Raw genomic sequence first — 23,015 nt, 5'->3', positions numbered from 1 at the left:
AAAACTTATATAGAGAGCATGAGGTCGGTATATTTAATATTTTTAATAATAATATTTTTTGCATTTTTTTCTTTGACTTATGGTAATATTTATGAGTACAGGGGGGTTGTATTTTATCCAAATGGCTCTCAGACCGTTGATATATCCAAACTTTATGTTGATTATAATAATACGAATTCTTTCAGTATTTATATATTCTATAAAAACGCTACTATTTATCTTCCATATCCAAAAAATATAACTGTTGATTTACCTCCTCAAGAATTTAAAATAGCTATAACTATATCTGCAAGTAGGATTAGTAAAAGTGATTGGGAAGTATATTATAAAATAAATAACAACTACCCTTATAACATTTTATTTAATGTTTCTTTCCCAAATGGGTTTAGTATAAAAAATACGTCAATTTTGGTTCCAGCTAACTCTTATAAAATAATAACTCTGTCAAAAACACTGAATTCGGATACTTTATATTTTGGAGAAAGTAATGTAAGTTTTGATGTTCCTGCAACAGTTAAAATAAGATATTCCTTACCTATACCATTTTCTATAATCAAGTCAAATAGAATTTTAGATAATGGTTCAATTGAATGGACAGCTACATATATTATTAAAAACGATAAGACTGTCCCTTTAAATGTAAATGTTAGCTATTGGGCTGTCATAAATAATAAAAAAATTAATTTTGGGAATTATTCCTACACTTTAAGTCCTAATGAAAATATCACACAGTCATTTAAGCTTATTTCAGATGATGTTCCTATTTTTTATCTTAGATTTTATGCATGGAGGGATATTTATGAAAACATAAAAATAAAGCCTGCACTTAAGGTAGGAAATTCGTATATTATCGGTATAGGAAAAGTGGATGGGCTGAGTTTTAACATACCTTATGTTGAAAAAAACGAAGAAGAAAAAGAAAATAAAAAAGGAGAAAAGAAAGAAAAATGGAATGAAAAAACAGGAAAAGAAAAATCATCTAAAATTACAGAACAAATACAAAAACAGGAAGAAGAGAGAGAAGAGACTCCACAATCAAAGAATAAGAAAGAATCTTTTAAAAATGAGGGATATGAACAGCAGGAAGAAAGAAAGTATCCTGTAATAATTAAAGAAAAAGATGAGGAAAAAATAAAAAAAGTGGTTGCTGCTACAGTAGCCACCATTACAACTACTTCACTAACTTTAATGTTAGTGCCCCCAATATTTAGAAGACGTCCAGATATAGCTGATAAAGGAGTTTTCACTATAGAAGAACTTAAGATGTTAAATAGCACAGTGTATATTCCAGAAGGTTGTAAATTGGGGAAGATATTGCCTGGAGGCATAACTATCATTAAACTCACTGATGCAGAGAAGGAACTTGCGAGAGATTTGCATGAAATTTACGACATCCCTCTAAATTCAGCAAAAGCTATTGTATTGGGTGTTAGATATGGAGGTAGAGTATTTTTAAGTAATAAAAAAGCATGGAGACTGGCAATTAAAATAGGACTTGAAGCATATCTTTTTAAAGAGAAGAGGTGAAGTATATGGTAGAGGAAGATAAAGAAATATTAATAAAATTAAAAAAAATTAGAGAAATACGAAGAAAGAGGATACTCATTGGTTCATTTTTGGTATCTACATCTATAATAATGTCTGAAATTTCAGTGTTTGTATTTACTGGAGTGTTTGAAGTAGATATAAGTGTTGGATTGTTATTATTGTTCATTTCACTGATTTTTCTGTTCATAGGGCTTTATTTAATTATTCATCTTCCACCTATAGCTATAGATTAGTGAAACTATGAAAAAGGCTACCTTATTGCTTATAACTTTAATTTTATTTTATTTTGTTCATGTTTATGGTATTAATGTCAGCTTAGAAAATATTAGCCAATATCTCTATACAGACACTGTTTATCTTTCTTATGAGAATGGCATTCCTTGTTTCTATGTTGGAGAAAAAAAGGAGTTTGTAATTATCCCTCCATATATAAAAGTTGATAATGATATAGCTCCTCTAATTAAAAAATTAGGATTTAAAATAGATAATGAAACCTATAATCTGATTATCACTAAGAAAGATGTAAATACAGACAAAATGGCAATTATTTTTGCTCCAATAAACGGTTCAAAAAGAATTTATGGCAATGAGACAGTTATCTGGACAAACGACCCTCTCAAATTAAAGCAGTCGGAGGTTGAGGCATTATATACATTGCCAGAAAAGGGAAAAGTCATAGCGAGGTACAAAAACGGAAAACCAGCAGCAATAAAGATAAATAATAAGATATATGTTGGTTTTAAACCAAATGAAGAAGTTTTAGCCAATCTTATTTATGTGCATATAGTTAAGAGAACATCAAATCCTCTACCCTACATACTCTTTACTGTTATCCTAACTCTTGTATCTTTAATGCTAACTTTCCAAGAAACTCTAAAAAAGAAGTTTTTAGATTTAATATCTGCGTTAGCATCAGTAAAAGTATTTATCCTTTCTCGTGTAAATATTCTTGATGAGGAGAAAGTTCTTTTAAACGATACAAGGAGGGAGATTTATAACTACATCTTAGATAATCCCGGATGCCATTTAAGAGAGCTCTCTAAAAACTTAAATAAATCCGTATCAACACTTACATGGCATTTAAGAATCTTGGAAAAAGCCAACTTAGTTAAAAGCAAAAAATTAGGCAATAAATTAATCTACTATCCTGCGAATATGGATGTAAGGGATTTACCATTGTTATATTTAAAAAATGAAACACAAAAAAGCATATTTGAGTATTTATCAAAGAATTCAGCACACTTAAGAAAGATTGCTAAAGATTTAAATTTAAATGTTGAAACTGTAAGATACAATTTAAAAAAGCTTGAGAATCTTGGAATTGTGAAAGCCAGAGAAGAAGGAAATAGAGTAGTGTATTATATAAACGAATCTATCTTAAAGTTTCATAAATAAAATTATACTTTTTATATTTTTCCAAATTACTTAAAATTTCCTTCAAAATATTATCTAACTGATTTAAACAATCTTCAAAGCTTTTTTCATTAACCACTACAAAATCAGCTAATGCAATAGCATGTCCAATACTAAATCCTAACTCTCTCAAATCCCTTTCCACAAATATTTCCCAGCTTGCTGAATCATCCTCTCTTCCTCTTTTTTTCAATCTCTCAAATCTTGTTAATGGAGAGGAATGGATGGCTATTAAAACCAATGGTTTGTGTTTTCTAAAATAGTTGACTTCATATAAGCTCCTTATGCCCTCAACAATGACTATTTCTTTATCTTTTAAATTTTCCTCAATATATTTTAGACATGCAACTGCAATTGCCTCATTTCCAAATTCCTCCCTCAGCTTTATAGCAGTATTTCCAACATTTTCAGGAGTTAATTCAAAACCTCTTTTTTTTGTTTCATATCTAACAACATCTCCCATGGAAACTACTGGCAGATTGTATTTTTTAGCAACCTCATAAATAGAACTTTTTCCAGCCCCCGGCATTCCTGTAATCCCTATCAGCAACATACTTTTCCCTTATAAAAAGTTTTAAGTTATATAGATATATTATGTTACATTACTTAGAGCGTTTTTAGCGGTAGTATAACTTTCATTTATAACTTCCATATTTGCATCTCTGGTTTCGATAGCTGTTTTTATTAAGTAATAAGAAACAATTATGGCTGATAAGACAACAACCATGACCAATAAAGAAAACTCAAGAGATATCTGCCCTTTATTGGATTTTATAGATATCATTTTATCCCCAAAGATTTTACTAAATTTATTATATTTATTATAAACTCATAATTATTTATAACTTCTTTTACTCATAACCTTAATTTGGATGGTGGTTTATAATGCTTATAGTTAGGAAGCCAAAAAAGAAAAAGGATGAAATTGAAATTGTTAAAGTAGATGGAAAAATAGAGGATGGAATAGAGATTAAAAATAACCAAAAGATATTTGCAAATTACAAAAAAGTTGGAGATAAATACAAATTATATAGATGTAGAGTAGGGGATAAGTTAATTCAGCCCTCTAAGGTTTTGGAGTTGTTAAAATCTGACAAAATATATATATTAAAAGAAAATGAGGGAGATATAGAGGAGATTTTAAAATCATACAATTTAAAGTTTGAATACATAGAGCTTTGTCCCTTTTGCTTATTAAAAAACATTTACAAAAGATTAACAAGAAATAATAGATGTAAGTATGGAAATTTGGAAATCTGCATAAGTTGTGGAGTTAATGAAATTAAAGAGGAAGTAAAAATTAGTGAAGAATTTATAGAGAAATTTTTGAGAAGATTTAAAGATGTTGATAAAGTTCTCTCTTTATTAAGAATAAAAAATCCATTAGATAAACCGGAATTAACAAGATATGATATTATAACAGGTAGTGAAGAAGATAAGATTGAAAATTACAAAATAGATGAATTAGATATTCCAAAAGAACTTAAAGAGATAATAAAGAGTAGAGGCATTAATGAGCTTTTACCTGTTCAAACACTATCAGTTAAGGCAGGTTTGTTAAAAGGAGAGGATTTACTAATTGTTTCAGCAACCTCATCTGGAAAGACGTTAATTGGAGAGTTAGCAGGTATTAAAAATTTAGTTGAAACTGGGAAGAAGTTTCTATTTTTAGTTCCTTTAGTTGCTTTAGCAAATCAAAAATACTTAGAATTTAAAGAAAGATATGAAAAATTAGGTTTTAAAGTTAGTCTAAGAGTTGGATTAGGGAGGATTGGAAAAAAAGTTGATGTTGAAACATCATTAGACGCAGATATCATAGTTGGAACTTACGAGGGAATTGATTATTTAATTAGAACTAAAAGATTAAAGGATATTGGAACGGTAGTTATTGATGAAATCCACTCTTTAAATTTAGAGGAAAGAGGGGCAAGATTGGATGGTTTAATTGGTAGATTAAGATTTTTATTTAAAGATACTCAAAAAATATATTTATCAGCGACAATTGGAAATCCAAAGGAATTAGCTAAACAATTGGGAGCTAAATTAGTTTTATACAATGGAAGACCTGTCCCATTAGAAAGACATATAATTTTCTGCAAGAATGACTTTGCTAAATTAAATATCATTAAAGAAATTGTTAAAAGAGAATGGCAGAACATTTCAAAATTTGGATATAGAGGGCAGTGCTTAATCTTCACATATTCAAGAAAGAGAGCTGAGCATTTAGCTAAATCTTTGAAAGCAAAGGGAATTAAAGCAGAGTTTTACCATGGAGGAATGGAGTATATAAGAAGAAGGAAAGTTGAGGATGATTTTGCAAATCAAAAAATCCAATGTATTGTTACAACTGCCGCTTTATCTGCTGGTGTTGATTTTCCTGCTTCAACAGTTATCTTAGAGAGCTTAGCTATGGGCGGTGACTGGTTAAATCCAGCAGAATTCCAGCAGATGTGTGGAAGAGCTGGAAGAAAGGGAATGCATGAAATTGGGAAAGTTTATCTTTTAGTAGAGATTGGGAAAAAGTATCATGCAAAGATGGAAAATACCGAGGATGAGATTGCCTTTAAACTATTGAATGCAGTTCCTGAAGATGTTAGAGTTGAGTATAGTGAAGATGAGGAGGAGGAGCAGATATTAGCCACAATTTCAGCTGGAATAAATAAAAGGCAGGATATAGATAGAGTCCCATATATTGGAAGGGCTTTTTCTTTAAACAAAATTTTAGGTAATTTAGAGAATTATGGAATGATAAAACCCCAGAATGAAATAAAACTAACAAATTATGGAAGTGCAGTTGCTATCTCATTCTTATATCCAAAGATTGCCGAAAAAATTAAGGAGGGAATTATTGAGAACAAAGAACTCATTAAATTAATCACTGAAATTATGCCTTTTGAAAACGTCTATCTTTCAAACAATTTAAAAATAAAGCTTTCAAAAATTTTGAATATAAATGTTCCTTCAAGGTTCTTTGATGCTTTAGAGGTTATTAAGGAGGGAATGGAAAAAATTAGAGACAAAAAATTAAAAGAGGATTTGACTTTAATTATTATGGAATTTGAGGGGGTTGAAGTTGAGGAGAAAATTTTAGAGATGATTATTAATCTAAGAATTTCAGGAAAAACTCCTGGACAGATATCAAAGACTTTATATGAGGAGTTTAAGATACAAACATACTCTGGGGATATTTACTACTACTTAGAACAGTTATTGAATCTCTTAGACGCTATAGAGAGGATAGCAAGGATATTTAATAAGAGGTATGCTGAAAAAGTTAAAGAATTAAAAGAAAAAATAGAAAATCCTAAATAGGTTGAATAATTAAAATTTTATAATATAATTTTTATAATAATACTGACTGCCCTATGTGAAACTATGGAAACATCAAAAAAGTTGGTTATTGTTGCAGTCCTTTCAATTACATTAATTTTAACTTATGCCTATTTGATAAGCATAATTGAGGGAGTTGATTATTTCACCGCCTTATATTTTAGTGTTGTTACAATAACAACAACTGGATATGGAGATTTTACTCCAAAAACATTTTTGGGGAGGGCATTAACTGTAGTTTATCTATGTATTGGTGTTGGTATAGTGATGTATCTATTTAGCTTAATAGCGGAGTTTATTGTTGAAGGGAAGTTTGAAGAATTTGTGAGGCTGAAAAAGATGAAAAATAAAATTAAAAACTTAAAAGACCATTATATTATTTGTGGTTATGGAAGATTAGGGAGGGTTGTAGGTGAAAAATTTATTGAGGAAGATATCCCATTTATTGCTATAGATATTAATGAAGAAGTTCTAAAGGAAGAGTACGAAAAATATCCGGATAAGTTTTTATACATTGTAGGGGATGCTAAGAAGGATGAGGTATTAAAGAAAGCAAAAATTGATAAGGCAAAGGGTTTAATTGCTACGCTTCCTTCTGATGCGGATAATGTGTTTTTAACTTTAACAGCGAGAGAACTAAATCCAAATATTTTAATTACCGCTAAGGCGGATGAAAAAGATGCAATAAAAAAATTAAAAATTGCTGGAGCTGATAGGGTTGTTTCCCCATACTTAATTGGTGGATTAAGAATGGCTGAGGTCTCCGTTAGGCCTGGAATTTTGGATTTTATTACCACCTTTATAAAAATAGCAAAGGATGAATATAAGGAGGATGTAGATTTAAAAAAATTTGTTGTTGAAAAGGGGTCTGAGCTTGAGTATAAAAGTTTAAAAGATGCAAACATAAGGGGAAGGACTGGGGCTACTATCTTGGGGATAAAGAGGGGCAATGAGTTTTATATAAATCCAAGTCCAGAACTTATCATTAAAGCTGGGGATATAATATATGCATTTGGAACTGAAGAAAATTTAAAATACTTAGAAAATCTTATCAAAAAGAAGAAAAAGTTATAAGCCCATCTTTTTTATTCCTAATTTAACTGTGTTCTTTTTTAGGTTTTGATTAATTCCAATATAGTCTAAGACCTTACTCTCAAAGTTCATATATGCAGCAACATTTAATAGTATAACTCTCTTCAACAAGTCATCCAAAATGTCGATAATTTCTTGAGAATCTTCTTTTAGTTCTTCCTTTAATTTATTTTTCAATCTATCTTCAATTTTAATAATTATTGCTGTTAAATATTCTGGTAGAAAATCCTTTTCAACATATTTAATACCCCTTCTTACGATTTCTTTATAAAACTCGTTTAAATCATCACTGTTGGATATTTCAAAGAAACTTTTTATCCACTTCTTGAATTCATCTTCAAGTTCATTTCTTTTACTCTCATCAAATAATGTTTTTGTTTTTTCGTATGAGAAGATATCATCGAACACTTCCTTAACAACATCATCTATAGTTTTGCTTAGTATATCCTTATATTGCGTTAGTTTAGAAAAATCCTTCTCCTCAGAAGCAAAGTGGCGCATATTTTCAATAACTTCACTATATATTTCATCAAAACCTACATTCATCCTTCCCACCCCCAATAAAATAATATAAAAAATAAAAATAAAAGAATGATAAAAAACGATATATCCTAATATCCTAAAAACTATCTAATTACTCTAAATAATATAGTGATTTAGAGGTGGTATAAATACCTTGTTATTTTAGTTATTTTATTATTTATAAAAGGTTATATACGCTTCTACCAACTTAACTCCAGCGTCTGTTAATCCTTTCTTCCCTATAAATCCAACATTCTTTAATATAACCAAGTTCTTTTTAATTTCTTCTGGAGTTAAGGATAGATATTTAGCCAACAATACAATTTCGTTTTCTTTATGTTCTTTACCCTCACTTTTCTCTTTCCAGACTTTATCAAACTCTTCTTTATGGTCGTAGATTGTTTTTAATATGTTGAATGTTGTTGGGGTTACAGCAAACTTTGTTGCTAATAGCTCTTGAATCTTTGCCATCTCTATAGCTGTTTTAACATCCTCCCCCAAATCTGTTAATTTAATCATCTTGTTCTGCAACTCTTTAATGAATCCTTTTGATTCTGCCTCACCTAAAGCTTTAATAATTTCTTTCTCATCTCCACCAACATGACTTTGGATTAACTTAACTAACTCATCTCTGTGGATGTATTTCTTTCTTGGAGTTTTAATTAATGTGGAAATATCATATTTTGTTAAGTATGGCTTTCTTTTAATTGTTTTTGATAACTTTATGAGGTATTTACCTTTCTCTGTCATTCCTCTCTTTACAGTTCCCTCCTCTTTACCCTTAACTACCCATTCAGCTATTGGAACGTCTCCACTTTCTGGATAAGTTATAGCCTTCATTCCATCCGTTGATACTTCTCCAAACTCTTTAACCTTTTCTCCAAACTCTGTCATCCAGTATGTATCTTTATTTTTAACAACCTCCCTCTTTATCAACTCTTTTGATTCAAGTGTGTGTAATACAGCTCCTAAATCATCAATATTAGTTCTCTTTTTAATTTCATCATAGGTTGGCAGAATCTCTGGGTTTGTTTCATACTTTTCTTTTATTTCTTCAATAGCTTTTAAAACCTTAATTTCATCATCTAATATGTAGATAGGGAGGGTTTTTTCCTCAACTTTACCCATCTCTTTGTATGTGTCCATCATTGCTTGCCCTAATTCAGTAACTTTTCCTTCAGCATAGAAACCGCTTTCTGTCATCTCTTCAGTAGTTTCTCCTTTCTCTAAAATCTCAAAGTCCTCCTTTCTTAATATCAATGCCCTACTCAAGTTTGGAACTAATGAAGCTACTTTTAAAACATAGTTTAACGCTTTTGTTGTAGCAAATGCCTTTCCACTTTCTGTTTTTGGTGAAATTAAAAGCAATCTCATAGCTTGGAGTGCGTTGATTATATTGTCTCCATATTTTTTGGTGTTTTTGTAGGTTATTAGCTCATCATAGACTCCAATCTTTGGCATGTCCTTTATAAATGCCAATATCTCTGGAGTTAGATAAACTACTGGATGTGTCTCTCTGTATATCTTTAAAATCTCTTTTCCAATATCTGTTAATCCATTTTCATCTGCTAAGAATCTCTCTTTTAATATTGTCATCCATTCTTCTGGAACATTTCCAGTTTCCTCCAACAACTCCATAATTTTTATAATCTCAGAATCAACAAACACATCTGGGATTTTCTCTAAATCAATTTTATCAACAATCTCCATCAATCTTTTACCAGCTTCAGTGAATATTATCTTATTCTCTTTTAATTCAGCAAATCCTAAGATAAACAGCTCTAAAGCTCTTGTTTTAAACTCTTCTGGTAGTGCTTTCTCTATCTCATTCTGCATCTCTGTCTCTTTCATCTTCTTTAATATTTCTAAATGTCTCTTTTTTAAGAACAATATATCACCTCATTTCAATTTTATATTGGATATTTTATTGTTTTATTATTTGGATTTTCTCAGTTTATATATTTACTTTATGACTTAGATATGCCCTTAGGCATCAATTAACAGGTCGAATACAGAAAATACAGAAGTAACATTTTATTAAATAATTGAAGCTTTTAGCTTCAAAGATTCTTTATTTAGAGTTATAAGTGCATTCAATCTGCTATTCCTTTAAGATTTTTGTCTGTGAAAGTTCTTCTATTTAATAGGACTTTCGTGGGAATAAATTTTTATTGGACACAATAACGCCTTTTAGCGTCAAAGTTCCAAATTTAATATATAACTGCAAAGTCTCATTTAAGCTCTTCAATAAATGCCTTGTTGAATTCTTTCAAAGCCATAAATCTCCAAATCCACAACATTATCATAAAAATTGTTACTCCAAAGAACGTAGCCCATACAAGTAGGCTGAGATTTGGTACTAAGTATAATGTTAAAGTTACCAGGAACAAAACCATGTATCCTACATCAATCACATATCTGTACTTTTCCATCTCGAAGAGGAATATTGATGTCAGTGTGAATGTTGTTATTTTCTCTAATGTATTTGTTAAGTGACTCTTATTTATTATTTTACTTTCAAGTTCTTTTACATCTTCCCCTTTTTCATAAGCTTTGCTAATCTTTCTTATTATCTCATACCCTAAAAGGATATGGCCTCCAATCCCTAAAAATACTAAAAATCCCATTGCCGAAAGAATTCCAAGAACTAAGGCAAAGTCCATTAATTTCCCCTCCTACATTTTGTTCAAATATTGCTAATTTATATTCATTTTTTATTACTTAAAGTTCTCACTTTCTTTATGTTTATGAAGTTCTATAAAAACTTTTCTATAATCAATTAATTTATATTTTTGAATTTATGTGTTGTAAAATAGTTAAAAGTCTTACAAGATTTAAAGCAAAATCAATATAAAAACTCCAATAATACCCAACTGCTATGATTAGCAACTTTATTAAATTTAAGTCAATATGCGCCACTCCAAGAAGGTTTAAAAATCCCTACCAAAATTAAACCAACGATTGTATTAACTGCCAAATATCTCAATATTTTGTAGGTTAGCCTAAAGAACAAAATCCCCCTACTATTGCCACTATCAATAAAATATATGCTCCAAGCTCATAGACACCTCAATAATATTTTATTTTGACAATAGATTAAGATTAAATACATTTTGCTGCATTTTACAAAATGAGAAGAGTTAAAAATGTTTAAATATATCGACTCATGAAAGCGATAAAGAAAAAAGTAAATTTAAAACTTTAAAATAAATTTCTTTAACAGCAGCTTTCCTAACTCTGTCAACTCTACCTTAGCCCCATCTTTTTTTGCAAATCCATATTTTAATAATGGTTCTACTCTATCATAGGCAGTTCTCCTATGTATTCCCAAGTTTTCAGCAAGTTCTTCTATTTTCACAGACCCTCCCATTTCATAAATCTTCTTTATAGTCTCTTTTGTAGCTGGATACTTAGTAATCATGGAGATACCTTCTTTTATACAGATATTAGCCAAATCTGGGAGAATTGAGCATAGGGCAATAGTGTAATTGTTATATTCACTAAACACTATCTCTCCATAAGAGGAAAATCCAAATAGAGGGTATAAATCTCCCAAGATTTTTAACCATTCATTTACCTTATCTTTTCCAATCTCAGCCAAATAAACTGGTAATGCTAAAAAGCTAAATGCATGTGGATAGAAAGGGGGAGTCTCTAATATATTTTTGCTAATCTCTTCAAAAATATGCTTTATTTTGTCTTTATCTATTTCATAGTCAATCAACTCAACTCCTTCACGTATATTAGAACCAAAGACCAGCACATTATTCTTTATTGCCACCGGCCCTTTTATGTGTATCTTTTTATTGTTAAAATCTAAAATTCCAAATTGATGTGTAAAATAAAACTCTCTATCCTTTGCTATCTCATCTAACTTTTCATAGTTAAAAACAGATATGTAGTAATCTAAGGCATTTATGTTGTTTATTTTGCTCACATATCGCTTATTAGCTTCAGTAACTCGCCCCTTCATCCTCTTACTCTTTAACTCATTTTCACTAAACCTACCCACAGTTATCTTTGGAACGATATCTCCACCAAATGCAACGCAGACAACGCTATCAACATAGACATCATTGCAGTATTGATAAGCCCTATTAAACTCAAAGTTATCGCTTGTTACCCCCCCAAATATAGGGACGCTCATCCCAAGCTTTTTAATAATGCCATCCAAAACCTCCTCTTCAAAGTTACAACAGTCCATGAACACCATAACTAACTTCGGAGCCATACCCAAATCTTTTATAGCCGTTTCTATAGCCTTTTTTCCGCACTCCTCTGGGTTTATAGACACTCCTAAACCTACACCAATCCCAATATCTATATACTTGGATGATATGATACCAACAGACACTCCACTATGTAGTTCATCGTTAATTATTGAGTATCTTGCACTCCCTCCAACAATGGGAATATTGTTGCCCAATATTAGCTTAACGCCATTTAAAACTTCCTCCGGCTCATAATCTGGAGATGAAAATAAAAACGCTAAATTTATATATTTGGTATTTTCAATATTTTTTAACGCCTCTGTAACCGCATATGCCCCAGATTTTAATGGATTGTCGTCATTAGAATACCCCCACCCAAACTCTATAAACCTCATATTAACCACTCACATGGAAAATATTAAAAACATTTATTGGTATAAAAGTATTAGATTAGATGTGTAGATTAGGTTTAAACTTAATTATTATTAAGTCTTACGGTGGGATGAATATGGCGAAAATTCTGGTTGTTGAGGACGAAGAGGATATATTAAATCTCATTAAAATAATCTTAGACATGGAGGGACATTCAACGATATTGACTAAGGATGGAGAGGAAGGGATTAAGGCATTGGAAGACAATGACGATATATCTTTAATAATATTAGACATTAAGATGCCAAATATGAACGGTTGGGAGTTTTTAGAGATAATTAAAAATAATGATAAATGGAAAGACATCCCAGTTATTGTATTAACTGCATATACACAAGTGAGCGACATTGAGAAAGCTAAGGAGATGGGCGTTGAAAGCTACATTGCAAAGCCGTTTTCAAGGGAGGAGTTGATAAGAGAAATTAACTATATTATTAAGTGATAGATATGGTGAAAAAGCTCAAACTTAGAGGAAAATTATTAATACTATCCATTATAATCTCAATTATCCCAGTAGCAATCTTGGGAGCTGTTTCTGTAGAAAATACCATACAAACTATGGATGAAGAGGCTCAAAAGAAGATAAACACCGATCTTCAAATTGCAGAGTACATTTTAAATCAAAGATTAAATTTTTTATCCAAATCTTTGGAGTTGGTATCTGATAACATTGCTTTATCAATCAAAAGCAAAAACTTAAGTGATTTAAAAACCATTGCATTGAATTTGAAAAACACGACAAACTCTGACTTTGTGATAATATTTGATAAAGATGGTAAAGTATTGGCAAGCTCAAACAACAATAAAACTGGGTATATAGACCTTAAACATATAATTAAAAAAGTTCTATCTGGGGGAGAGATAAATAGCATTGAAATTATTGATGAAACTACCCTAAAAAACGAAAATTTATTTAACAAAACCGTTATTCCAATAACCATTACTGAGCATTCAATAGAGGTTAATAAAACCATTGAAACCCGGGCTTTGGGTTTGGTGTCTGCAAAACCCATACTTGATGAAAACGGCAACGTTATAGGTGGGATATTAGTTTGTGATGTGTTAAATAAAGACTATAAGCTTGTAGATGAGATTAGCAAACATTCTGGAGACGTTGTTACCATATTTTTAGATGGTATTAGAGTATCTACAAATGTAAAAAACGAAAATGGGACAAGGGCTGTAGGGACTCTTGTATCTAAGGAGGTTTATAACAAGGTAGTTAGGCAGGGAGAGATTTATCAAGGAAGGGCATTTGTTGTGGATAAGTGGTACCTAACTTCATACAAGCCAATATACAACTCAGATGGAGAGATTATTGGAATGCTATTCGTAGGAACGCCAGAACAGCCATTCATAGAGTTACAGCAAAACATTAAATCCCACACAATTCTCATTGGATTTTTAAGCATACTTTTGGCGTTGATTGTCTCTTTTGTTTTGAGTGAAACCATAATAAGCCCAATAAAAAAGCTAAAGAGTGCTGCGGAGAAGATTAGCTCTGGAGATTATAATATCTATGTGAATGTGAATAGCAATGACGAGATTGGAGAGCTTGCCAAGGCATTTAACAAAATGGCTGAGGATGTAAGGAAATCTCATGAAGCTCTTAAGAAGCATGCAAAAGAGCTTGAGGAATCCTATGAAAAGCTAAAGGAAGTTGATAGGTTGAAGTCTGAGATTATCTCAATAGTGTCTCACGAGCTAAGAACTCCTCTAACCTCAATAAAGGGATATGTAGAACTCGTCTTAGATGGCTTAATGGGAGAGCTAAATGAAAATCAGAGAAGGTGTCTTGAGATAGCAAAAAATAACATTGATAGGTTGAAAAGATTAATTGACAACATGCTCGACCTCTCGAAGATAGAGAGTGGAGCTATAAAATTTGACATCAAAGATATAAAGGTTAAAGACATGATAAATGAGGTCTTAAACTCCTTACAACCATTAACAAAGGAGAAAAACATTGAAGTGAAATGTGATATTGAAGATAATTTAACTGCAAAGGTTGATAAGGATAGAATTATCCAAGTTTTAATAAATCTAATTGAGAATGCCATAAAGTTCTCTCCAGTAAAGGGAGTTATTGAGATACATGCTTTTAGAGATAAAAACTATGCCCATATAATTATAAAAGACTACGGCCCTGGAATTCCCAAGAAAGACTTGGAGAGGATATTTGACAAATTCTATCAAGTGAATTTCCCAAAGATAAAGAGAGATGGTGCTGGTTTAGGATTGGCAATATGTAAGAGCATTATTGAAGCCCACGGAGGAAAAATATGGGTTGAGAGTGAATTAGGAAAAGGAAGTGCTTTCCACATACTCCTCCCTATGGAATAACAAATTATATATATCACCAAATTTAATATTATATTTGTGGTCTTGTGGGGTTCGAACCTCACAAAGGGGTGTTAGTATGAGCAAAGAAATAATCATAACAACAACACACGAAATCCCAGGAATAGAGATATGCCTAAAAGATGTTATTTTTGAAGCTATTGAAGGAACAAACGTTGAAGAACTTATAGCTAAAATGAAAGAAAAAGTTAAAGCAAAAAATTTAGATGGAATATTGGGATTTAGGATTGTTTCAGTTGTTGAAGAGGGGAAGATAAAACTTATAGGCTATGGAAGTGGATTCGAGATTATCAAGAGCCAGTGGGCAGTATATTAATCTATAAAGATTAATATATTTATTTTTTTGTCACTTTTTGTAATTATTTTTGGTTACTTTCATTGCATTTATGTTAATCTCAATAGATAAGCTTTCTCTTCCATGGTAATTTGATATTTATTCTTTTTTGTTTAGGATAAATCGTTAATTATTTATAATGACAAATTACATATGTGAGATTAGAACCCCACAAGACCACAACCAACAAAACAATAATATCATTGGAGGTAATGGCAATGTTCAATCCACCAGCTAAATCTGTTGAAATGGCGGCGAATGCTGGAGAATACAAGGCGAATCTCCCATGGAATCAGTTGTTTGTTAGAGGGATAATGGGAGGAGCCTATATTGCAATGGGAGCTGGGTTATGCACTGTCTGTTCAACTGGAGTGGCTCAAACTTTGGGTGTTGGAGTGGCAAAGCTCATTGGAGGAGCTGTCTTCCCAGTTGGACTGATTCTAATTATCTTAACTGGAATGGAGCTTGTTACTGGAGATATGATGCTACTGCCATTGGCAATATTGAAAAGAAAAGCAACATTTGCTCAACTGCTAAAGGTCTGGTTCTGGGTGTATATTGGAAACTTGGTTGGCTCTCTAATATACGCACTAATCATGGCTTATGGGCCTCTAAGAACATTTAAAAATGGAGAGTGGGTCGTTAATTCATTTGGACAGACGGCAATTAAGATTGCCGAGGTAAAAGTCCTCCCATACATATCTGGAGGGGCTATGGGTTGGCTTTCATGTCTAATCAAAGGTATTGGCTGTAACTGGCTCGTTAATCTTGCAGTCATGGGTTCATTCGCGGCATCGAGCGTTATTGGAAAGTTCTTCATGATTTGGTTCCCAATCATGACATTCGTTGCTTCAGGGTTTGAACACTGTGTGGCGAACATGTATTTCATCCCAGCAGGAATGTTGTTGGGTGCTAAGGTAACTGCAGTCGATTGGTGGCTTTGGAACGAACTTCCAGCTACAATTGGAAATATCATTGGGGCAGTGATATTCGTGGCAATGGTGTATTGGTATGCCTATGGTAAAGATGTCTAAAATAAAGGAGTTAGTTAAGTTTGCAAGATCTATGCCCTCAGCAACAATATCTTTAATCTTTTGGGGAGGGATGGTAGTATTTGCAACCCTAATCTCAAAAAACTTTTGGATAGCAGTTCTTTCAATTCCATTTCTCTTGGGATTGGTGTATATTCCATACAAAATCTCAATAATAAATAAAAATCTTTCAAAAACTTTGATTCCAATTTATCAAAAAGAAGCTCCTCTACTAAAAATTGGAGAAATAACCAAAGATAGATTAAATGAGAGAGTTAAGATAATGGGAACTATTGAAAAAATTATCTATGGAATATCTCCAAAACCAACAATATTGGTTAAAGATGACACCGGTAGCATATATGTAAATCTGATTGTTCCTCCCCCAGATAATGTTAAAATAGGAGATAGGGTCGAAGTTTATGGAGTCGTAACAAAACATTACAAATTCTTTGGATTCATAGGTATTCCAAAACTCTGGAAACCAAAAATTTATGGAATAGGTGTCAAAAAGCTAAATTAAGCTATTTGGATGAGGCCCTTATGGGCTGATACTAAAATTGATATTACCTAAATTTTTTACTTACAATTCAGATATAATCCACTATTCAAAAAATGACGGACGGTTTATTGAATATCACTTTATATTATCAACCTGTTTAACTTTATACTTAAAATTTCAACATATGGCACCCGCCATTCTGCGAACCCTTATTTAGGGAGCAGGTGGCGAAAAAAGACCCAAAGGCCTCCCAACTAAGAGCAGTGATAATTATGAATATAAAAATAACCATTGAAAGGCTAAAATTTGAAAGACCAAAGGAAAACCCAAAAAATATGAAATTAGAGTTAAATCTATCTTGGAGCATTGAATATAAGAGGATAGATGACAACTCACTAAACTACACCTGCAAACTAAAAACTGATAATGAATTTCCCATATCATTTACCGTTGAAGGTACTATAGAGTTTGAAAATGGCATTACCACAATCTCAGATGATATCTCGCAGTGTATCTTAGATAACATGGCTCAGATTCTAATAAATATGGTAAATCTAACGAGGGATAGGGATATCGACCTTAAGGATTTCCCACAAGTTACAGTTTCTGCCCAAAAGATTGCATCATAGCGAAAAGGTGAGATGATGAGCGAATTTAAGATTGTCCATACAATCTGCCCATACTGTGGGACGGGTTGCGGTATCAACTTAGTTGTAAAGGATGGAAAGGTTGTTGGAGTTTATCCATTCAAAAGACATCCTGTAAATGAGGGGAAACTCTGTATTAAGGGGAATTACTGCTATGAGTTTATACACAGAGAGGATAGGTTAAAAAAACCACTGATTAAGAAGAATGGAGAGTTTGTCGAAGCTACATGGGATGAGGCATTATCATTAATTGCAGAGAGATTGAAAGAATATGCTCCAGAGGAGATTGGCTTCTTCTCATCAGCAAGATGCACAAATGAAGACAACTACATCCTACAAAAATTCGCAAGGGTTGTTATAAAAACAAACAACATAGACCACTGTGCAAGGCTTTGACACTCAGCAACTGTTATAGGTTTAGGGGAGGCCTTTGGGTCCGGTGCCATGACAAATTCAATTGAAGATATTGAAGAAGCTGACTGCATACTAATAATTGGCTCTAATACATTTGAACAACACCCATTGATTGCAAGAAGAGTTATTAGAGCTAAAGAGAAGGGAGCTAAGATTATTGTTATAGACCCAAGAAAGACGATGACTGCTAAGCAAGCTGATTTACATCTCCAGATAGTTCCAGGGACTAATGTAGCTTTAATAAATGCAATGATGCATGTGATTATAAAAGAAGGGCTAATTGACGAGGAGTTTATAAAAAAGAGAACAAAAGGATTTGAAGAGCTAAAGAAGGTTGTTGAAAAATACACTGCAGAGTATGTTTCAAAGATTTGCAAAGTTGATAAAGAGTTGATTGTAGAGGCAGCGAGGATGTATGGAAGTGCAGATAGAGCCTCTATACTATACTGTATGGGAGTTACACAATTTACTCATGGAGTGGATAGCGTTAAATCTTGCTGTAACTTAGCATTAATTACTGGAAATATAGGAAAGAGAGGAACTGGGGTTAATCCATTGAGAGGGCAGAATAATGTCCAAGGAGCTTGTGATATGGGAGCCCTACCAGATGTATTCCCAGGATATCAAAAGGTAAATGTTGCTTATGAAAAATTTGAAGAAGCTTGGAGAGTTGAATTAAATCATGAAATTGGTTTATCAATTCCAGAAATGATTGAAAAGGCTGGAAAGGATATAAAATGCCTCTACATAATGGGAGAGAATCCAATGGTCTCAGACCCAGATATTAGGCATGTTGAACATGCTTTGAAATCATTGGACTTTTTGGTAGTTCAAGATATCTTCCTAACTGAAACTGCTCAATTGGCTGATGTAGTCTTACCAGCAGCATGTTGGGCAGAGAAGGATGGAACGTTTACAAACACTGAGAGAAGAGTTCAATTAATAAGAAAAGCAGTTAATCCACCAGGAGAGGCCTTAGAAGATTGGCTGATAATTAAGAAATTAGCTGAAAAAATAGAATATGGAGATAAATTTAACTACAACTCGCCAAGAGATATATTTGAGGAGATTAGGAAGATAACTCCACAATATACTGGCATTAGCTATGATAGATTAGGAGTCGATGGAATACAATGGCCTTGCCCAGATGGAAATCATCCAGGAACTCCAATACTGCATGTTAAGAGGTTTGCAACACCAGATGGTTTAGGGAAAATAACTCCAATTGAGTATGAAGAGCCAGCAGAATTACCAGATAAAGAATATCCATTCATCTTAACCACTGGGAGGATAATATTCCACTATCACACTGGAACGATGACAAGAAGATGTAAGCACATAATAAAAGAGATAAATGAAGGATTTGTTGAGATAAATCCAGAGGATGCTAAAAAATTAGGCATTAGAAATGGGGAGTTTGTTAGAGTAGCTTCAAGAAGGGGAGAGGTTGTTGTAAAAGCAAGAATCACTGAAGATATTAAAGAAGGTGTGGTATTTATGCCATTCCACTTCGCTGAAACTGCAGCAAATATGCTAACAAACACAGCCCTTGACCCATACTGTAAGATTCCAGAATTTAAAGTGTGTGCTGTAAAGATTGAAAAAGTAAAGATTGGCGAAATATCCTCTGCTAAACATCCTATAAAGCATACTGCCTAAATAAAATTCTAAAATTTTAGGTGATATTATGAAATACGCTTTAATCCAATCTACGGATAGTAAGATTTTGAAGAAGGCTGAGTGTGGTGGGGCTGTTACTGCTTTATTTAAATACTTATTAGATAAAAAGCTTGTTGATGGTGTTTTAGCTTTGAAGAGGGGTGAGGACGTTTATGATGGTATTCCAGTGTTTATAACGAATTCTGATGAGTTAATAGAAACTGCTGGGTCTTTACACTGTGCTCCTGTAAACTTTGGAAAGTTGATAGCAAAATACTTAGCTGATAAAAAAATAGCCGTTCCAACAAAACCGTGTGATGCAATGGCAATTAGGGAGTTAGCTAAGTTAAACCAGATTAACTTAGATAACGTTTATATGATTGGTTTGAATTGTGGGGGGACTATTAGCCCGATTACGGCTATGAAAATGATTGAACTATTTTATGAAGTCAATCCATTAGATGTTGTTAAGGAGGAGATTGATAAGGGGAAGTTTATTATCGAATTAAAGAGTGGGGAGCATAAAGCTATCAAAATAGATGAGTTGGAGGAAAAAGGCTTTGGTAGGAGGAAGAATTGTCAGAGATGTGAGGTAATGGTTCCGAGAATGGCTGATTTAGCCTGTGGGAACTGGGGGGCTGAGAAGGGCTGGACTTTTGTTGAGATTTGTTCAGAGAAGGGGAGAAAGCTTGTTGAAGATGCCGAAAAAGAGGGATATATCAAAATCAAACAACCCTCAGAGAAGGCTATACAAATTAGAGAAAAGATTGAAAATATAATGATAAAACTAGCTAAAAAATTCCAGAAGAAGCACTTAGAGGCAGAGTATCCAAGTTTAGAAGAATGGGAGAAGTATTGGAACCGATGCATAAAATGCTACGGTTGTAGAGATAACTGCCCACTCTGCTTCTGTGTTGAATGTAGGTTAGAAAAAGATTATATTGACGAGAAAGGCAAAATCCCACCAAATCCATTAATATTCCAAGGGGTTAGGTTAAGTCATATCGGACAGAGTTGTATAAACTGTGGGCAATGTGAGGATGCATGCCCAATGGACATCCCCCTAGCTTATATCTTCCACAGAATGCAATTAAAAGTTAGAGATACTTTTGGCTATATTCCAGGAATCGACAACAGAATGCCTCCTTTATTCACTGGTGAAGAGTAAATCTTTTTATTTTTTATTTAATATCAAGTTACTCTAACTATTTTAAATATATGGATCTATTATATTGCAATACATTAATGGCTATTTTTATATATCAAAAAAGGAAAGATATTTCCTAATATTATGAGGTGAGAGTATGGAAGAGATTGTTAATAAGATTACAAAATTTATCAAAGAGAATGTTGAAGAAGCAAAAGCTAACGGTGTTGTTGTTGGATTAAGTGGGGGGATTGATTCTTCTGTCACTGCTTACCTATGCGTTAAAGCCCTTGGGAAAGATAAAGTTCTCGGCTTAATAATGCCAGAAAAGCACACAAATCCAAGGGATATTGAGCATGCAAAGATGGTTGCAGAAAATTTAGGAATAAAATATATCATATCAGATATAACAGATATTCTAAAAGCCTTTGGTGCTGGTGGCTATGTTCCTACAAAAGAGTTTGACAAGATGGCTGACGGAAATTTAAAGGCAAGGATTAGAATGTGCCTCCTCTACTACTTTGCAAATAAATACAACCTATTAGTGGCTGGAACTTCCAATAAATCAGAGATTTATGTTGGGTATGGGACAAAACATGGAGATATTGCATGCGATATAAGACCTATAGGTAATTTGTTTAAAACAGAGGTTAGAGAGCTTGCTAAATATTTAGGGGTTCCTAAAGAGATTATTGAAAAACCACCATCAGCTGGATTATGGGAAGGGCAGACAGATGAAGGAGAGCTTGGTATCAAATATGAGACATTGGATGAGATATTAAAGCTTTATGAGAAGGGTAAAACTCCAGAGGAGATTCATAAAGAGACAAACATTCCATTGGAAACTATTGAGTATGTATTTGATTTAATTAAAAAGAATGAGCATAAAAGAACTTTGCCCCCAACACCAGAGATTTAATTTGCAGTTTATACATTAATTTTGGTTGTCAATATACAATAACAAAATTTTGGGACACCGTAGTATTTTTATATAGTATTTTTCAAAACTTAAATGAAGAAACAAGGTATTTATAAGCCCATAAATTAGGTTTATATTAAAATTCCATTAAAATTTTAATTACTTTTGAAAACACCATACTTTATACTTTAGTTCTATTTTCAAAACTACATAATATTCAACTATTACAATATTCCAAAACATAAGTCTCAAACCATAATTATTTAAATATAACTTCAACCAATATTTAGAAAACCCAGAAAACTATCTCTTTTATATCTCTACGGAGGGTTGTTTATGTGTGGAATTATCGGTTTTATGAGTAGAAAAAAAAGAATGATAAAAGGGGATAAGATAGCTTTAGCATTAGATAGCCTAAAAGAGAGAGGAAACGGAAAGGGTTCTGGTTATGTTGGTTATGGAATATATCCAACAAAGTATAAAGATTGTTATGCCTTCCATATTTTAATTGACAACACACCAAAGTTTGAAAAGATAAAGGTAGAAGTTGAGAATGTTTTAGAGCAGTATGGAACTATAGTTAAAGATGAGGAAATACCAACAGAAGATGGAATTATAGAAAAAACACAAATACCTTGGAGATACTTCTATGAAGTTGATGAAAAATTTGCCGATAGAGAGGAAGATGTTGTTGTAGATATAGTTATGGAAATAAATGACAAGATTGATGGAGCTTTTGTTATATCAAGTGGAAAAGATTTGGGTGTTTTTAAAGCCGTTGGATGGCCAAATGAAGTTGCTGAGTTTTATAGAATAGATAAATATGAGGGCTATATGTGGCTAGCTCATGCAAGATACCCAACAAACACAAGAGCATGGTGGGGAGGAGCTCACCCATTCAATTTATTAAATTGGAGTGTAGTGCATAATGGAGAGATAACAAGCTATGGAACAAATAAAAGGTTTGTAGAGATGTTTGGTTATAAGTGTAGATTATTAACTGATACTGAAGTAGTTGCCTATATATTGGATTTGCTAATGAGGAAGCACAAAATCCCTGTTGAATATGCATTGTCTGCCTTAGCTCCAAGATTCTGGGATGAAATAGATAAGATGCCAGAAGAAGAGAGAGAATTGCATACTGCAATAAGATTAACCTATGGAGGAGCTATGCTCAATGGGCCATTTGCTATTGCAGTTGGAACCCCTCAAGGTTTAATCTTTATGAATGGAGATATTGAAAAAGAAACAACCATGTTCGGTCTAACAGATAGGATTAAGTTGAGACCATTAATTGCTGCTGAAAAGGATGATATGATATTTGTTTCAAGTGAGGAATCTGCTATAAGAAGAATCTGTCCTGACTTAGACAGAGTTTGGATGCCTGATGCTGGAGTTCCAGTTATAGCAAGACCTTGGAAGTAAATAAAACAAAAAACTGAGGAAGTGAAAT

21 protein-coding genes are annotated in these 23,015 nt (G+C 32.6%); 15 read left to right on the top strand and 6 right to left on the bottom strand.

Going from position 1 to position 23,015, the window contains the following annotated elements; genetic code table 11:
- The first annotated feature begins 72 nt into the window (after nucleotides 1-72).
- The 3 genes from MFS40622_RS01290 to MFS40622_RS01280 are packed head-to-tail and all read left to right on the top strand — an operon-like array spanning nucleotide 73 to nucleotide 2,943.
- Nucleotides 73-1,527 carry a hypothetical protein gene (locus MFS40622_RS01290; protein WP_232217815.1) on the top strand — a complete coding sequence of 485 codons (1,455 nt, stop codon included), beginning with the start codon at nucleotides 73-75 and terminating at the stop codon, nucleotides 1,525-1,527.
- 5 nt (nucleotides 1,528-1,532) lie between these two features.
- Nucleotides 1,533-1,781, top strand: a complete 249-nt coding sequence (locus MFS40622_RS01285) for a hypothetical protein (RefSeq protein WP_012979860.1) — start codon at nucleotides 1,533-1,535, stop codon at nucleotides 1,779-1,781.
- A gap of 7 nt (nucleotides 1,782-1,788) precedes the next feature.
- Nucleotides 1,789-2,943 (top strand): winged helix-turn-helix transcriptional regulator, encoded by a 1,155-nt coding sequence (locus MFS40622_RS01280; protein ID WP_012979859.1) that lies wholly within the window; start codon nucleotides 1,789-1,791, stop codon nucleotides 2,941-2,943.
- Here the strand turns inward: MFS40622_RS01280 and MFS40622_RS01275 are convergent.
- Nucleotides 2,921-3,514: an AAA family ATPase gene (locus MFS40622_RS01275; RefSeq protein ID WP_012979858.1), complete on the bottom strand. Its 594-nt coding sequence runs from the start codon at nucleotides 3,512-3,514 to the stop codon at nucleotides 2,921-2,923. The two genes, MFS40622_RS01280 and MFS40622_RS01275, sit on opposite strands and share 23 nt — an antisense overlap.
- Nucleotides 3,515-3,553: 39 nt before the next feature.
- Nucleotides 3,554-3,745 carry a class III signal peptide-containing protein gene (locus MFS40622_RS01270; RefSeq protein WP_012979857.1) on the bottom strand — a complete coding sequence of 64 codons (192 nt, stop codon included), beginning with the start codon at nucleotides 3,743-3,745 and terminating at the stop codon, nucleotides 3,554-3,556.
- Nucleotides 3,746-3,846: 101 nt separating this feature from the next.
- Between MFS40622_RS01270 and MFS40622_RS01265 the strand changes: the two genes are divergently transcribed.
- Together MFS40622_RS01265 and MFS40622_RS01260 are read left to right on the top strand one after the other, a co-directional pair.
- A complete protein-coding gene (locus MFS40622_RS01265) occupies nucleotides 3,847-6,273 on the top strand; it encodes a DUF5814 domain-containing protein (protein ID WP_012979856.1) in 2,427 nt (808 codons plus the stop codon).
- A gap of 63 nt (nucleotides 6,274-6,336) precedes the next feature.
- Nucleotides 6,337-7,365, top strand: a complete 1,029-nt coding sequence (locus MFS40622_RS01260) for a TrkA family potassium uptake protein (RefSeq protein WP_012979855.1) — start codon at nucleotides 6,337-6,339, stop codon at nucleotides 7,363-7,365.
- Here the strand turns inward: MFS40622_RS01260 and MFS40622_RS01255 are convergent.
- The 4 genes from MFS40622_RS01255 to MFS40622_RS01240 all read right to left on the bottom strand — a co-directional run bounded on the left by MFS40622_RS01255 (nucleotide 7,360) and on the right by MFS40622_RS01240 (nucleotide 12,511).
- On the bottom strand, nucleotides 7,360-7,929 hold the full coding sequence (locus tag MFS40622_RS01255; protein ID WP_012979854.1) for a protoglobin domain-containing protein: 570 nt from the start codon (nucleotides 7,927-7,929) through the stop codon (nucleotides 7,360-7,362). The genes MFS40622_RS01260 and MFS40622_RS01255 overlap by 6 nt on opposite strands.
- 150 nt (nucleotides 7,930-8,079) lie before the next feature.
- A complete protein-coding gene (locus tag MFS40622_RS01250) occupies nucleotides 8,080-9,795 on the bottom strand; it encodes a DUF505 family protein (protein WP_012979853.1) in 1,716 nt (571 codons plus the stop codon).
- 341 nt (nucleotides 9,796-10,136) lie between these two features.
- Entirely contained in the window at nucleotides 10,137-10,568 is a 432-nt protein-coding gene (locus MFS40622_RS01245) for a hypothetical protein (protein ID WP_012979852.1), read from the bottom strand.
- Between the two features lie 530 nt (nucleotides 10,569-11,098).
- Nucleotides 11,099-12,511 (bottom strand): FIST signal transduction protein, encoded by a 1,413-nt coding sequence (locus MFS40622_RS01240; protein ID WP_012979851.1) that lies wholly within the window; start codon nucleotides 12,509-12,511, stop codon nucleotides 11,099-11,101.
- Nucleotides 12,512-12,624: 113 nt separating this feature from the next.
- Between MFS40622_RS01240 and MFS40622_RS01235 the strand changes: the two genes are divergently transcribed.
- From MFS40622_RS01235 to MFS40622_RS01185, 10 genes are all read left to right on the top strand, one after another.
- The gene (locus tag MFS40622_RS01235) at nucleotides 12,625-12,990 is read left to right on the top strand and encodes a response regulator (RefSeq protein ID WP_012979850.1); all 366 of its coding nucleotides are present in this window, start codon (nucleotides 12,625-12,627) and stop codon (nucleotides 12,988-12,990) included.
- 5 nt (nucleotides 12,991-12,995) lie between these two features.
- The gene (locus MFS40622_RS01230) at nucleotides 12,996-14,891 is read left to right on the top strand and encodes a cache domain-containing protein (protein ID WP_012979849.1); all 1,896 of its coding nucleotides are present in this window, start codon (nucleotides 12,996-12,998) and stop codon (nucleotides 14,889-14,891) included.
- Between the two features lie 76 nt (nucleotides 14,892-14,967).
- Nucleotides 14,968-15,225, top strand: a complete 258-nt coding sequence (locus MFS40622_RS01225; protein WP_012979848.1) for a selenium-binding protein — start codon at nucleotides 14,968-14,970, stop codon at nucleotides 15,223-15,225.
- Between the two features lie 236 nt (nucleotides 15,226-15,461).
- On the top strand, nucleotides 15,462-16,277 hold the full coding sequence (locus MFS40622_RS01220; RefSeq protein WP_012979847.1) for a formate/nitrite transporter family protein: 816 nt from the start codon (nucleotides 15,462-15,464) through the stop codon (nucleotides 16,275-16,277).
- Complete coding sequence (locus tag MFS40622_RS01215; RefSeq protein ID WP_048197378.1) at nucleotides 16,255-16,797, top strand: hypothetical protein; 543 nt, start codon at nucleotides 16,255-16,257, stop codon at nucleotides 16,795-16,797. Before MFS40622_RS01220 ends, MFS40622_RS01215 begins: the two co-directional genes overlap by 23 nt.
- Nucleotides 16,798-17,000: 203 nt before the next feature.
- Nucleotides 17,001-17,405, top strand: coding sequence for a hypothetical protein (locus tag MFS40622_RS01210; RefSeq protein WP_012979845.1), 405 nt, complete (start codon nucleotides 17,001-17,003; stop codon nucleotides 17,403-17,405).
- Nucleotides 17,406-17,420: 15 nt separating this feature from the next.
- A complete protein-coding gene (locus tag MFS40622_RS01200) occupies nucleotides 17,421-19,496 on the top strand; it encodes a formate dehydrogenase H subunit alpha, selenocysteine-containing (RefSeq protein ID WP_012979844.1) in 2,076 nt (691 codons plus the stop codon).
- A 28-nt stretch (nucleotides 19,497-19,524) separates the two neighbouring features.
- Complete coding sequence (locus MFS40622_RS01195) at nucleotides 19,525-20,664, top strand: Coenzyme F420 hydrogenase/dehydrogenase, beta subunit C-terminal domain (RefSeq protein WP_012979843.1); 1,140 nt, start codon at nucleotides 19,525-19,527, stop codon at nucleotides 20,662-20,664.
- A gap of 136 nt (nucleotides 20,665-20,800) precedes the next feature.
- On the top strand, nucleotides 20,801-21,562 hold the full coding sequence (locus tag MFS40622_RS01190; RefSeq protein ID WP_012979842.1) for an NAD+ synthase: 762 nt from the start codon (nucleotides 20,801-20,803) through the stop codon (nucleotides 21,560-21,562).
- Nucleotides 21,563-21,898: 336 nt separating this feature from the next.
- The gene (locus MFS40622_RS01185; protein ID WP_012979841.1) at nucleotides 21,899-22,987 is read left to right on the top strand and encodes a glutamine amidotransferase family protein; all 1,089 of its coding nucleotides are present in this window, start codon (nucleotides 21,899-21,901) and stop codon (nucleotides 22,985-22,987) included.
- The last annotated feature ends 28 nt before the right edge of the window (nucleotides 22,988-23,015 follow it).

It is taken from the genome of Methanocaldococcus sp. FS406-22 (genome assembly GCF_000025525.1).
Lineage (GTDB): Archaea > AGJL01 > Methanococci > Methanococcales > Methanocaldococcaceae > Methanocaldococcus.
This window is presented reverse-complemented; position numbering and strand designations above follow the sequence as displayed.